At 68.2% G+C, this 13,207-nt stretch carries 11 protein-coding genes; 10 read left to right on the forward strand and 1 reads right to left on the reverse strand.

The window, feature by feature from the left end:
* Positions 1-5: 5 nt before the first annotated feature.
* From KDJ86_RS19815 to KDJ86_RS19830, 4 genes are all read left to right on the forward strand, one after another.
* Entirely contained in the window at positions 6-644 is a 639-nt protein-coding gene (locus tag KDJ86_RS19815; protein WP_291749937.1) for a DNA-3-methyladenine glycosylase family protein, read from the forward strand.
* Positions 644-1,288, forward strand: coding sequence for an alpha/beta hydrolase (locus KDJ86_RS19820; protein ID WP_291749940.1), 645 nt, complete (start codon positions 644-646; stop codon positions 1,286-1,288). Before KDJ86_RS19815 ends, KDJ86_RS19820 begins: the two co-directional genes overlap by 1 nt.
* 72 nt (positions 1,289-1,360) lie before the next feature.
* On the forward strand, positions 1,361-2,485 hold the full coding sequence (locus KDJ86_RS19825) for a demethoxyubiquinone hydroxylase family protein (protein ID WP_291749942.1): 1,125 nt from the start codon (positions 1,361-1,363) through the stop codon (positions 2,483-2,485).
* Between the two features lie 48 nt (positions 2,486-2,533).
* On the forward strand, positions 2,534-3,661 hold the full coding sequence (locus tag KDJ86_RS19830) for an NAD(P)/FAD-dependent oxidoreductase (RefSeq protein WP_291749945.1): 1,128 nt from the start codon (positions 2,534-2,536) through the stop codon (positions 3,659-3,661).
* A 10-nt stretch (positions 3,662-3,671) separates the two neighbouring features.
* On the opposite strand, the gene KDJ86_RS19835 is transcribed toward KDJ86_RS19830, so the two are convergent.
* Positions 3,672-4,679, reverse strand: coding sequence for a DUF1214 domain-containing protein (locus KDJ86_RS19835; RefSeq protein ID WP_291749948.1), 1,008 nt, complete (start codon positions 4,677-4,679; stop codon positions 3,672-3,674).
* 330 nt (positions 4,680-5,009) lie between these two features.
* Here KDJ86_RS19835 and KDJ86_RS19840 point away from each other — a divergent pair, with 330 nt between their 5' ends.
* The 6 genes from KDJ86_RS19840 to nifJ form a co-directional block, all read left to right on the forward strand.
* Positions 5,010-6,866 (forward strand): DUF3604 domain-containing protein, encoded by a 1,857-nt coding sequence (locus KDJ86_RS19840; RefSeq protein WP_291749963.1) that lies wholly within the window; start codon positions 5,010-5,012, stop codon positions 6,864-6,866.
* Between the two features lie 111 nt (positions 6,867-6,977).
* Entirely contained in the window at positions 6,978-7,271 is a 294-nt protein-coding gene (locus KDJ86_RS19845; RefSeq protein WP_291749951.1) for a hypothetical protein, read from the forward strand.
* A gap of 21 nt (positions 7,272-7,292) precedes the next feature.
* Positions 7,293-8,183 (forward strand): peptidylprolyl isomerase, encoded by an 891-nt coding sequence (locus KDJ86_RS19850; protein WP_291749953.1) that lies wholly within the window; start codon positions 7,293-7,295, stop codon positions 8,181-8,183.
* A complete protein-coding gene (locus KDJ86_RS19855; RefSeq protein WP_291749957.1) occupies positions 8,180-9,169 on the forward strand; it encodes a HupE/UreJ family protein in 990 nt (329 codons plus the stop codon). Before KDJ86_RS19850 ends, KDJ86_RS19855 begins: the two co-directional genes overlap by 4 nt.
* A 139-nt stretch (positions 9,170-9,308) precedes the next feature.
* Positions 9,309-10,982: an NAD(P)-binding protein gene (locus KDJ86_RS19860; RefSeq protein WP_291749960.1), complete on the forward strand. Its 1,674-nt coding sequence runs from the start codon at positions 9,309-9,311 to the stop codon at positions 10,980-10,982.
* A 10-nt stretch (positions 10,983-10,992) separates the two neighbouring features.
* On the forward strand, positions 10,993-13,207 hold a 2,215-nt coding region (gene nifJ, locus KDJ86_RS19865), incomplete at its 3' end, for a pyruvate:ferredoxin (flavodoxin) oxidoreductase (RefSeq protein WP_291749961.1).

Here is a 13,207-nt window from a genome sequence, read left to right on the forward strand (position 1 = left end):
GGCGGATGCGTGTGATCCGGAGCGAGGCCGATATCGCCGAGGGCCTTTCCTGGCTCCTCCGTTCCGACCGGCGGCTCGGACGGATCGCAGCGGTTGCCGGCCCTGTTCCGCTGCGGCGAAGCGACGGCGGCCTCCGGGGACTGGCGCGGATCGTCATCGGCCAGCAGGTGTCGGTGGCCAGCGCCGAGGCGATATGGCGGCGGTTCGAGACCGCTTTCCCCGATCCGTCGCCGGGCGCGATCCTCGATGCGGAAGCGGAAACCTTCCGGACCGTCGGACTTTCCCGGCCGAAGATCGCAACCCTTCGCGCCGTGGCGGAGGCATGCCGCGCCGGTCTCGACATCGATCGGCTCGCGGCGATTCCGGGCGGCGAAGCCCATCGGCTGCTGACCGGTATCAGGGGAATCGGCCCGTGGACCGCCGATATCTATCTTCTCTTCTGCCTCGGCCATGCCGATATCTTTCCGGCCGGAGACCTGGCGCTGCGCAACGCGGTGGCGGAGGCGCTCGATCTGAAGGCGCCGCTTGCCGCGCGGGAGGTCGCCACGATGGCCGAGCGCTGGTCGCCATGGCGAGGGGTCGCGGCGCGGCTCTTCTGGACCTATTATCGGGCGACTCGGCAAAGGGCGGCGCAACCGGTTTGATGATCGACGGACCACGACTTCCACCGGCCAGCGGCGGCCCGGCGAAACACCTTGTCGTCTTTCTCCACGGCTATGGCGCAGATGGAAACGACCTGGTCGATATCGGCCGGCACTGGGCGCCGATCCTGCCCGACACGGCTTTCGTCTCGCCGCATGCGCCCGAACCCTGTGCCCAGGCGCCGATGGGCCGGCAGTGGTTTCCGCTGACGACGATTGACGTGCACCTGATCGCGGAAGGCGTCCGTCATGCGGCGCCGGCGGTCGATGCCTTTCTCGACGCGGAGCTCGCCAGCCTTGGCCTGACAGATGCCGCGCTTGCCCTGGTCGGTTTCAGCCAGGGCACGATGATGGCGCTTCACGTCGGTCCGCGCCGCCGTTCGCCGATTGCCGGGATCATCGGCTATTCCGGCATGCTGGCCGGGCCGGAGCGACTTGGTGAGGAAGCAACCGGCAAACCGCCGATCCTGCTTGTCCATGGCGCCGCCGATCCCGTGGTTCCGGTCATGGCGCTTCATGCCGCGGTGCCGGCGCTCGGCGCCGCGGGATTCGAGACGGAATGGCATGTCGCGCCAGGGCTCGAGCACGGGATCGACGGTGACGGGCTGCAGCTCGGCGCGGCCTTTCTTCGCCGGGTCCTGCGGTGAGTTCGCGGGAAGGGCCCGGGCCGGTGCTCCCAGCTCCCCGTCATATGGCTCGCATGATCGGAGGATAGGCGGATGGCGCCGCAGGACGACATTTCCCGCTATCGCGCCAACCTGCAGGGCGAGATCGACAGCGTCGCGCTCTACACGGCGCTGGCGGAGGCGGAGACCGACACCCGGGTCGCCGAGGTCTATCGCCGCCTGGCCGCCGTCGAGCAGGATCACGTCGAGGTATGGCGGAAGGCGATCGCCGGCAAAGGCGGCGAGGTTGCCGACCTGACGCCGAGCGTCCGCGCGCGGGTTCTCGGCTGGGTCGCGCGACGCTTCGGTCCGTCGCTTGTGCTGCCGGTGATCGTCGCGACGGAAGCCAAGGATCACGCGGCCTACCGGAACCAGCCGGAGGCGATCGCCGCCGGGCTCCCCGCCGATGAGCAGTCGCATTCCCGCATCATCCGCACCGCGATGGCGGGGTCGGGCGGGCTTGCCGGCCCGGAGATTGCGAGACTCGAGGGCCGGCACCGGGCGGGTTCCGGCAACGCGCTGCGGGCTGCCGTGCTCGGCGCCAATGACGGGCTCGTATCGAATATGAGCCTGGTGATGGGGGTCGCCGGCGCGACGGCGGCCGAACAGACCATCCTGCTTGCCGGTCTGGCCGGACTGATCGCCGGCGCCTGCTCGATGGCGATGGGCGAATGGCTGTCGGTCAACAGCGCGCGCGAACTGGCCGGGCGGCAGATCGCGCTGGAGGCCTCGGAGCTCAGGATGTTTCCCGAACAGGAGCGCGAGGAGCTCATCCTGATCTACCAGTCGAAAGGCCTTTCCGAGGCCGAGGCGACGTCGGTGGCCGATCGCCTGCTCCGCCGGGACGGCGCGGCGGTCGATACGCTGGCGCGCGAGGAACTCGGCATCGATCCGCAGGAACTCGGCGGTTCCGCCTGGGTGGCCGCGGCATCCTCCTTCATGCTTTTCGCGATCGGTGCGATCTTCCCGGTCGCGCCATTCTTCTTCCTGACCGGCCAAGCTTCTGTAATCACTAGTCTTCTGGCAGGGGGAATTGCGCTGGCGCTGATCGGATTCGGAACGTCGCTGTTCACCGGGCGGGGCGTGGTCTTCTCGGCGCTCCGCCAGATCCTGATCGGCTATGTGGCGGCCGGCGTCACCTATGGCGTCGGCGCGCTGGTCGGTGTTTCCCTGGCATAACCGATTGATAGTGCTTGTTTTTCGTGGAGAGAAGGGACGGCAAGGCGGATGAGGGTCCTGATTTGCGGCGGTGGGGTGATCGGAGCGGCGACCGCCTATTTCCTGGCCAGGCGAGGGGTCGATGTCACCGTCGTCGAGCGGACCGGGATAGCCTGCGCCGCATCGGGAAAAAGCGGGGGATTCCTTGCACTTGACTGGTGTGACGGGGGACCGCTGGAGGGCCTGGCGCGGCGCAGTTACGCCCTCCATGCCGACCTCGCCGAAGCGCTCGAGGCGGACTATGGCTACCGGGCGATGACGACCTATTCGGGAGCTGCGAGCGCGAACCGGAAAGCCAGCAAAAGCAATAATTTGGGAGTGGACTGGATCTCCGACGACCTGGTTCTCGGATCGCGTCTGGGGTCGACCGAAACCACCGCGCAGGTTGATCCGCGCGCCTTCACCAAAGCGCTGATCGCGGCGGCGGGACGGCTGGGGGCGGTGGTGAAACAGGGTATGGTCGCGGGTTTGACGCGAACGGGCGACGGCCGGGCGGTGACCGGCGCGACCGTCTCAATCGATGCCTCGGACGAGACGCTCGAAGCCGACGCGGTTGTCCTCGCCATGGGGCCATGGTCGATTCTCGCCAGCCAATGGGTGCCGCTTCCACCGGTCTTCGGGCTGAAGGGGCACAGCCTCGTCTTCGATACCCCCGGGCGGCTGCCGCCCGATGCGCTCTTTGTCGAATATCGCGAGGCGTCGGGGGCGATGGCCTCTCCGGAGGTTTTTCCCCGAGCCGACGGCACCACCTATGTCTGCGGCGTCTCGGCCCATGACAGTCCGCTGCCGGTCGACCCGGCCGATGTCACGCCGGACCCGGGATCGATCGAACGGCTGGAGGCGATCTGCGCCGCTCTGTCGCCGGCGCTCGATCCCGCCCGGATCATCGCGCGCCAGTCCTGCTTCCGGCCGGTCACCCAGGACGGGCTGCCGCTGATCGGCGCGATCCCCGGCGTCGCCAATGCCTATGTCGCCACCGGCCACAGCGTCTGGGGCATGCTCAACGCGCCGGCGACCGGCGAGGCGATGGCCGAGCTCATCCTCGACGGCGCGGCAACGACGATCGACATCTCCGCCTTCGACCCCGGTCGCGTCCCGCCTTTCGATGCCAGCCGGCTGCAGACGGGCACCCTGTAGCCGCTGTCGGTCAGCCTGCCGGCGTCGGCGCCGGGAAGGTCCAAGAGCCATCGAGGATTTCCGGCCGCGGTTCGTAGAGGCGGATCGCGTAGTTCCAGCCAGGCGTGATCGGGATGCAGTTCACACGTCCGTCCCCGCAGCCGCCGAAGTTGATCGTGTAGGAGCCGTCCGCGTTCGGCATCGCCGAGGTGTTGTTGTAGCTGTTCCGGCCGAGGTCGTTGGGCTCCAGATAGCCATCGGCGTTGTAGACGGTGATCGACCAGAACGCGTCCACCGGTACGTCCTTCACGGTGACCGTGTGGGGCGTCTCGCCGTCATTCTCGCCGACGCCTTCGATGATGGCGGTCGCCGTGCCGGCCGGTTGGCCCGCCCAGCCCGCCATGGTGCCGACCAGGTGGTCGATGGGGTCGACCTCGTCCTTGCGGCCGAAGGCGCGGGACGCATCGAAACCAACCGCGGCCGCCAGATCGCTCACGGCCTTCCGGGCCTCCGCCAGGCTCTCGAGGTCCCAGTCCGGCGCCTCGAACGGCCCGTCTCCGCCGCCGCTCAAGGCGATGCCATCCTGGGTGGCGTGCGCCGATGCGAGATCGTGCGGATCGGCGGCGTCAACGAAGGTGCGGAACAGGACGAAGGCGAAGCGCGTGCCGACCTCGTCCTCGGTCAGTTCGTAGGTTCCCGGCGACGACTCCACGAAACTGAAATGGTCCTGGTTGATCACCAGCATGGACTGAAAGCGGTCTCCGACCTCCGGCAGCGTGATCGTCGCCGGCTCGGCCAAATCCAGCACGACAGCGGAGTAAAGCGTGTCCTGGTTGGCGCGGATGATCGGTTGCGGTTCGTCGGCCGACACCAGCTCGCGCTCATGGACCAACTCGCCCAACCCGATCTTGTTGGCCGCCAGATTGGCCCGGAACATGGTGTCGGATTCGGCGCGCACGAGGTTCTGGATCGTAACCTCCTCGGACGATGCGGCCACCGGGGCGAGCAGGGCCAGAGCGGCCGCGATGCCGACGAGCATAGTATTCGTCACGGATTCCTCCCGTCTTTGTCTGCGCCTTCTCCGCTCGGAGAATGGGGAAGAATTTTGGGCATGCCTTGATGCAAATCAGTGTCCGCCATCGTCATGGCGGCATCATTGCGATTCGACGGACTTCGTCTTTGGTGCAAAATAGGTCCGACAAATAAGCATTTGTCATTGTATTAAGGGATGATCCGCCATCTGGCGGGAAAAGGCCAAACCGGGAGGCTTCCGATGGCGATTCGTGTCGAGCATATGGCCGCGGCCGCGGTTCTGATTTCTTGCCTGGCGGTCCAGGGAGGGGCATCGGCGCAGGATGTCGACACCGCCATGGATTCGGGAACCTTCGACAAGGCGACCGCCGAAAGGGCCTTTCCCGCCGGGCGGCCCTATTCGCCATGGGCGGGCCGCAACTTCCCGACCCGGCCGCTTTTCGGCGATACCCACCTCCACACGTCCTTCTCGATGGATGCCGGCGCGTTCGGCGCCCGGCTCGGGCCGCGCGACGCCTACCGCTTCGCCAAGGGCGAGGAGGTCATGGCGTCGTCGGGTCAGCCGGTGAAGCTGTCGCGACCCCTCGACTTCCTCGTCGTCGCCGACCATTCCGACAACATGGGCTTCTTCCCCGACCTGCTTGCCGGAAAGCCCGAAATCCTCGCCGACCCGACGGGACGGCGCTGGTACGACATGGTCCAGTCGGGCGACGGCGCCACCGCGGCGCTCGAGATCATCAGCGCCTTCTCGCAGGACAAGTTCCCGCCGGCGCTGCTCTACACCCCGGATTCGCGCGCCTATAAATCGGCATGGGACGAGACGATCGACGCCGCCGAGGAGGCCAACGAACCCGGCCGGTTCACCGCCTTCATCGGCTACGAATGGACCTCGAATACCGGCGGCAACAACCTCCATCGCAACGTGATCTTCCGCGACAACGCGGACAAGGCCGACCAGGTGGTGCCCTATACGGTCTATCCGCCCGGCAGCGACAACCCCCGCGACCTGTGGAAATGGATGGATGCCTACGAGGCCAAGACCGGCGGCAACGTCCTGGCGATCGCCCATAACGGCAACCTGTCGAACGGCCGCATGTTCCCGATGATCGAGCCGGGCACCGACAAGCCGCTCGACCGGGAATACGCGGAGACCCGGGCCAAGTGGGAGCGGCTCTACGAGGCGACCCAGATCAAGGGCGACGGCGAGACCCATCCCTTCCTGTCGCCGAATGACGAGTTCGCCGACTTCGAGACCTGGGACAAGGGCAACCTCGACCTCAGCGTCAAGAAGACGCCGGAGATGCTCCAGTACGAATATGCCCGCGAGGCGCTCAAGAACGGCCTGAAGCTCGAGGCCGGGCTCGGCGTCAATCCCTACAAGTTCGGCATGATCGGCTCGACCGACGCCCATACCGGCCTCGCCGCCGTCGCCGAGGACAATTACTTCGGCAAGACGTCGGCCATGGAGCCCAATCCCGAGCGGCTGACGAAGCCCTTCGTCGAGAGCAAGAACGGGACGATCTTCGAGTGGGAGACCTCGGGTTCCGGCTACGCCGCGGTCTGGGCGAAGGAGAATACCCGGCAGGCGATCTTCGACGCCATGGAGCGTCGGGAGACCTACGCGACGACCGGGCCGCGGATGGTGGTCTGGCTCTTCGGCGGGTTCGACTTCACCGCCGATGACGCCAATACCCGCACCCCGGCCATCACCGGCTACACCAAGGGCGTGCCGATGGGCGGCGACCTTCGCGACGCGCCGGACGGCAAGGCGCCGAGTTTCCTGGTCGCAGCGCTCAAGGACCCGATCGGCGCCAACCTCGATCGCTACCAGATCGTCAAGGGCTGGCTCGACGACGCGGGCGAGCTGCACGAGCAGGTCTATGACGTCGCCTGGTCGGGCGATCGCGAGCCCGGCGCCGACGGCAAGGTTCCAGCGGTCGGCAGCACGGTCGATGTCGAGAATGCCACCTGGACGAATACCATCGGTGCGCCGGAACTGATCGCGGTGTGGTCCGACCCGGACTTCGATGCCTCGCAGCGGGCCTTCTATTACGGGCGCGTGATCGAAATCCCGACGCCGCGCTGGACCGCCTATGACGCCGCCAAGTTCGGGGTCGAACCACTCGAAGGCACGACGATGACGCTCCAGGACCGCGCCTATACCTCGCCGATCTGGTACACGCCATCGGAGTAGGCGTGGTATGATGCCCGGCATGCGCGGCGGCGATGACGCTCGTCGCCGGGGAGGGGCTCCGGCGACGGCAGCCGAAGGCGACGACGCGCGGTGGCAATGGAGGCAACAGCCATGGACACGATCATCAACCTGATCATTCAAGTCGTCGCCGGGGCGCTTGGCGGCAACGCCGTCGGCAAGAGCGCGAAGAACCTGTCGCTCGGCGGCGCCGGCGACACCATCGCCGGGGCGATCGGCGGCCTCGGCGGCGGGCAGATTCTCGGAGCCCTCGTTCCGGCGATCTCCGGCGCCGCCGGGGGCGGGCTCGACATCGGGTCGATCGTCGGCCAGGTGGTCGGCGGCGGGGTCGGCGGGGCGATCCTCACGGCGATCGTCGGGGCGATCAAGAAAGCGATGGCGAAGTAGCGGAGCAACGGAGCCGGGCCCTTGAACGCATTTCGCCGGCTCGTCGCGGAGCCGCTGTTCCAGTTCCTGGTCATCGGTGTCCTGCTGTTCGGCGGCTACAGGCTGCTTCAGGAGCGCGAGGGCGGTCCGGAACCCGAGACGATCGTCGTGTCGTCGGGGCGGATCGCCCAGCTCGCCGAAATATTCTCGCGCACATGGCAGCGGCCGCCGACGCCCAACGAGATGAGCGGACTGGTCGATACCTTCGTCAAGGAAGAGATCTTCTATCGCGAGGGGCGCAAGCTCGGCCTCGACGAGGACGACACGGTGTTCCGGCGCCGGCTGCAGCAGAAGATGGAATTCCTGATGGAGCCGAGCCCGGCGGATCTCGCTCCGGGCGAGGGCGAGCTGGAGGCGTTCCTCGCCGCGCACCGGGAGGCCTACCGCCTGCCGGCGCAGATGGCTTTCGTGCAGGTCTTCGTCGATCCGCGAAAGCATGACGATGCATCGGCCGAAGTGGAGCGTCTCCTCACCGCGCTGCGAAACGGCGGCGGTGACGTCGATCCAACCACCCTCGGCGACAGGACGCTGCTCCCGGCGGCAATGCCGCTGACCTCCGAGCCACGGATCGGCGCGACCTTCGGCGAGGACTTCGCGAGGGCACTCGCGACCGGCCCGGCCGGCGAATGGACCGGCCCGCTCCGCTCGTCCTTCGGCCTCCATATCGTGCGGATCGACGAGCGCCAGGCGGCGCGCGATCCCGAGCTTGCCGAGGTCGCCGGTTTCGTCCGCCGCGACTGGGAAGACCAGCGCCGCCGCGAGATCGCCGCCGAGCGCTACGGGCAGCTTCGCGCGCAGTATACGGTGATCGTCGAGGACGCGCCGAGGGAGCAGTCGGCCAGCGTCGATACGAAAAAGCGGGCCGTCCAGTGACCCGGCTCAGGCCCATCCTGCTGCTGGTGGCGCTTCTCGGCCTGTCGCAGGCGGCCATCGCCCATGAGTTGCGGCCGGCCTTTCTCGAGCTGATCGAGACCGCGCCGGACCGCTTCGACGTGTTGTGGAAGGTGCCGGCGCGGGGCGAGGCGCGTCTCGCCCTCGATGCGACGCTGCCGGAAAGCTGCACGGAGACCGGGCCGCGGACGGTCACCGATACCGGCATCGCGGTGTCGAGCCGCTGGAGCGTCGCCTGCGAGGGAGGGCTCGCCGGCCGGACAATCGCGATCGGTGGGCTCCGGGCGACCTATACCGATGTGTTGCTGCGCATCGAGGCCATCGACGGCGTCCAGCAGTCGGCGCGGCTGACGCCGGACAATCCGGGCTACGTCGTGCTTGCGGCGCCGTCGACCTTCGACACCGCGCGGACCTATCTTGTGCTCGGCGTCGAGCACATCCTGCTTGGCATCGACCACCTGCTCTTCGTGCTGGCGCTGCTTCTCCTGATCCGCAACCTCAGGACCCTGATCGAGACGATAACCGCCTTCACCGTCGCCCACAGCATCACGCTCGCCGCGGCGGCGCTGGGCTGGGCCGTCGTGCCGCAGCCGCCGATCGAGGCGGCGATCGCGCTCAGCATCGTCGTCGTCGCCAGCGAGATCGTTCGCGCCGGCCGCGGCGCGACCGACCTGTCGATCCGGTTTCCCTGGCTGATCGCCTTCCTCTTCGGGTTGCTCCACGGCTTCGGCTTCGGCGGCGCGCTGCGTGACATCGGCCTGCCGCAAAAGGACGTTCCGCTGGCGCTCTTCACGTTCAATCTCGGGGTCGAGGCGGGCCAGCTCCTCTTCGTCGCCGCCGTGCTGGCCGTGCTCGCCGCGGTCCGGGCCCTGGTCGCGGCGCCGCTGCCGAGGGCGCGCATGGCGGCCGCCTATGGGATCGGCGCCGTCTCCGCCTTCTGGTTCGTTCAACGGGTGTTGAGCTTCTGAGCCGGTGGCCCGCCGGCCGGCGCGGAGCGGGGATCGCGGCGGCGGTCGCGTGCTTCCGCGGCCATTCCGGTTTTGACCTGGATTAAAGCCGCGGTGAAACGGGTCGGCTAGGACTCGCCCTCCAAGGGGAGTGAGGCGGATGAGCCTGATACCGAAGGATCTGACACCGGTCCTCCAGGCGACGATGCAGAAGGGCGCGGGCGCCCAGCGCTGGCAGCGGCCGACCTGGGTCGACCACCTGCCGCCCTGCAATGCCGCCTGTCCGGCCGGCGAGAATATCCAGTCCTGGCTGGCGCTGGCGCGGGAGGGGAATTTCGAGGCCGCCTGGCGGACGCTGGTCGCCGACAACCCGATGCCGGCGGTCCACGGCCGGGCCTGCTATCACCCCTGCGAGACGCGCTGCAACCGCAAGGATCTCGACGAGGCGGTGCTGATCCACGCGGTCGAGCGCTTCCTCGGCGACCGCGCCGCCGGGGAGGGCTGGGCGGTGACGCCGGGTCCCGATACCGGCAAGCGGGTGCTGGTCGTCGGGGCGGGACCCGCCGGCCTCTCCTGCGCCTGGCATTTGCGGCGGCTCGGCCACGCGGTCGAGATCCGCGACGCGATGCCCGAGCCCGGCGGCATGCTCCATTATGGAATCCCCGCCTATCGCCTGCCGCGCGCCGACCTCGCCAAGGAGGTCGCCCGGATCAGGGCGATGGGCGTGACCTTCACCATGAACACCAGGGTCGACGACATCGAAGCCGCGGTCGAGTCCGGCGGGTTCGATGCCTGTTTCGTCGCGATCGGCGCGCAGGCCGGCAACCATCTCGACATTCCGGCCGCCGACGGCAGCAAGATGGTCGACGCGATCCGGCTGTTCGAGGATATCGAGGCGGGCCGCGCGCCGCAGCTTGGCCGCGTCGTCGGCGTCATCGGCGGCGGCAACACGGCGATGGACGCGGCCCGCGTCGCCAAGCGACTGGGGGCGGAAGAGGCGATCCTGATCTACCGCCGCGACCGCGAGCATATGCGGGCCGACCCCTATGAGGCGGACGAGGCCTTCCTCGAAGGGGTCAAGGCGCAGTGGCTGACCAACCCGGTCCGCTTCGGTTCGGAGGGCGTCACGGTCGAGGCGATCGAGCTCGGCGAGGACGGCTCGCTCAACCCGACCGGGCGGCTCGAGACGCTGCCGGTCGACGCGCTGGTGCTGGCGCTCGGCCAGCATGCCGAGCTCGACGTCCTGCGCAAGGTCGATGGCGTCGCGATCAGTGCGCGCGACACGGTGCTGGTCGATGCCGGAATGATGACCGGCCGGGCGGGGATCTTCGCCGGCGGCGACGTGATCGGCGGGCTGATGACGATGACCGCGGCGACCGGACACGGCAAGAAGGCGGCGCGCTCGATCGACGCGTGGCTTCGTGGCGGGCATCTCGAGGCGCGGGAGAAACCGCCGCCGGTCGACTTCGACATGCTCAACCTGCCGCTCTTCCTCGATGCCGGCCGTTCGCAGATGAGCGCCTTGCCCCTGGAAGCGCGGTCGGGCTTCGCCGAGGTGGTCGCCGGGATCAGCGATCGCGAAGCGCGCTACGAATCCGACCGCTGCCTTTCCTGCGGCAACTGCTTCGAATGCGACAACTGCTTCGCCGCCTGTCCGGAACAGGCAGTGGTCAAGCTCGGCAAGGGGCGGAAATACACGGTCAACCTCGACCTCTGCACCGGCTGCGCGGTCTGCTACGACCAGTGCCCCTGCCATGCGATCGAGATGGTCGAGGACGTGGCGGCGCTCGCCGGCGATGCGCGCCGGCCGCTTCGCTTCAAGGCACGGCCGTGAGGGGCGGGCGATGAATACCAGCAGCAACGCGCCGGCCACCGACACCATGGACGGCAACGCCGCCGTCGCTCATGTCGCCTACCGGATCAACGAGGTCTTCGCGATCTATCCGATCACGCCGTCCTCGCCGATGGCCGAGCATGCCGACGAGTGGATCGCCAAGGGAATAACCAACGTCTGGGGGACGCTGCCCTCGGTGCAGGAGATGCAGTCGGAGGGCGGCGCCGCCGGGGCGCTGCACGGCTCGCTGCAGAGCGGCGCGCTGACGACGACCTTCACCGCCTCGCAGGGGCTGCTGCTGATGCTGCCCAACATGTTCAAGATCGCCGGAGAGCTGACGCCGACGGTCTTCCATGTCGCGGCGCGCTCGATCGCCACCCAGGCGCTGTCGATCTTCGGTGACCACCAGGACGTGATGGCGGTGCGCTCCTCGGGCTTCGCGCTGCTCGGTGCCGCCTCGGTGCAGGAGGCGCATGACCTGGCGCTGGTCGCGCAGGCCGCGACGCTGGAATCGCGGGTGCCGTTCCTCCATTTCATGGACGGCTTCCGCACCTCGCACGAAGTCAACAAGCTGACGCTCCTACCCGACGAGGCGATGCGGGCGATGATCGACGAGGGGCTGATCCGAGCCCATCGCGAGCGGGCGCTGAGCCCGGCCCATCCGGTCGTCCGCGGCACGGCGCATAATCCCGATACCTTCTTCCAGGCGCGCGAGACGGCCAACCCCTTCTACGCGGCGGTTCCCGGCATCGTCCAGGCGGCGATGGACCGGCTCGGCGCGCTGTGCGGCCGCCACTATCGCCTCTTCCGCTATGACGGGCATCCGGAAGCCGAGCGTGTCGTGGTGTCGATGGGCTCCGGCGCCGAGGTCGTGCGCGAGACGGCGGTGACGCTCGCCGAGCAAGGCGAGAAGGTGGGGGCGCTGCAGGTGCTGCTCTACCGGCCCTTCTCGGTCCCGGACTTCCTCTCTGCGCTGCCAGAGACGGTGAAGAGCATCGCGGTGCTCGACCGCTGCAAGGAGCCGGGCGGCCCCGGCGAGCCGCTCTACCAGGATGTCGTCGCGGCGATGGCCCAGGCGGTGGCAAGGGGCGAGCGCGAAGCGATGCCGCGCGTTGTCGGCGGGCGCTACGGCCTCTCGTCCAAGGATTTCCATCCCGGCATGGCCAAGGCGGTCTTCGACGAGGCGGCGAAGCCCGATCCGAAGAACGGCTTCACCATCGGCATCGACGACGACGTGTCAGGCACCAGCCTCGCCTATGACCGCGACTATGACGTCGAGCCGGAAGCGACCAAGCGCGCGCTGTTCTTCGGCCTCGGTTCGGACGGCACGGTCGGCGCCAACAAGAACAGCGTCAAGATGCTGGCGGAGGATCCCGACCGCTTCGCGCAGGGCTATTTCGTCTACGACTCGCACAAGTCCGGGGCCGAGACGGTGTCGCATCTCCGCTTCGGCCGCGAGGCGATCCACGCGCCCTATCTCATCCGCCACGCCGACTTCGTCGCCTGCCACCGTTTCGAGCTGCTGCGCAAGCTCGATGTCCTCGGGGCCGCGCGGCCCGGCGCGACCTTCCTGCTCAACGCGCCTTTCCCGGCCGACATCGTCTGGGACAAGCTGCCACGGCCGGTGCAGCGTCACATCATGGAGAAGAATCTCCGCTTCTTCGTCATCGACGCCACCAGCGTCGCGCAGGACCTCGGGCTCGGGCCGCGGGTCAACACCATCCTCCAGACCTGCTTCTTCGCGATCTCCGAAATCCTGCCGCGCGACGAGGCGATCGCCGCGATCAAGGCGTCGATCGAGAAGGCCTATGGGCGCAAGGGCGGCGCGGTGATCGAGAAGAATTTCGCCGCGGTCGACGCGGCGCTCGAGCATCTCTTCGAGGTCGCGGTGCCGGGGAGCCTGACCGGCGTGCCGAACCCGAGCCTAGTGCCGGACGACGCGCCGGCCTTCGTGCGCAACGTCACCGGCGCGATGATGGCGGGGCGTGGCGACGGGATACCGGTCAGCGCGATGCCGGTCGACGGAACCTTTCCGACGGGAACGACGGCCTTCGAGAAACGCAACATCGCGGTCGAGGTGCCGCTCTGGGATGCCGATCTCTGCATCCAGTGCGGCCAGTGCGGAATCGTCTGCCCGCACAGCGTGATCCGGGCGAAATACTATCCGGAGGAAGCGCTGACCGGTGCGCCAGAGAGCTTCCGCTCGGCGCCGGTCAACGCCCGCG

The organism is Bauldia sp., from assembly GCF_020442045.1.
Taxonomy (GTDB): Bacteria; Pseudomonadota; Alphaproteobacteria; order Rhizobiales; family Kaistiaceae; genus Bauldia.

Coding starts and splice junctions, on each gene's coding strand:
- KDJ86_RS19845 (WP_291749951.1), top strand. CDS start 6,978: ATGGACACGATCATCAACCTGATCATTCAAGTCGTCGCCGGGGCGCTT.
- KDJ86_RS19820 (WP_291749940.1), top strand. CDS start 644: ATGATCGACGGACCACGACTTCCACCGGCCAGCGGCGGCCCGGCGAAA.
- KDJ86_RS19825 (WP_291749942.1), top strand. CDS start 1,361: ATGGCGCCGCAGGACGACATTTCCCGCTATCGCGCCAACCTGCAGGGC.
- KDJ86_RS19860 (WP_291749960.1), top strand. CDS start 9,309: ATGAGCCTGATACCGAAGGATCTGACACCGGTCCTCCAGGCGACGATG.
- KDJ86_RS19835 (WP_291749948.1), bottom strand. CDS start 4,679: ATGCTCGTCGGCATCGCGGCCGCTCTGGCCCTGCTCGCCCCGGTGGCC.
- KDJ86_RS19840 (WP_291749963.1), top strand. CDS start 5,010: ATGGATTCGGGAACCTTCGACAAGGCGACCGCCGAAAGGGCCTTTCCC.
- KDJ86_RS19815 (WP_291749937.1), top strand. CDS start 6: ATGCGTGTGATCCGGAGCGAGGCCGATATCGCCGAGGGCCTTTCCTGG.
- KDJ86_RS19830 (WP_291749945.1), top strand. CDS start 2,534: ATGAGGGTCCTGATTTGCGGCGGTGGGGTGATCGGAGCGGCGACCGCC.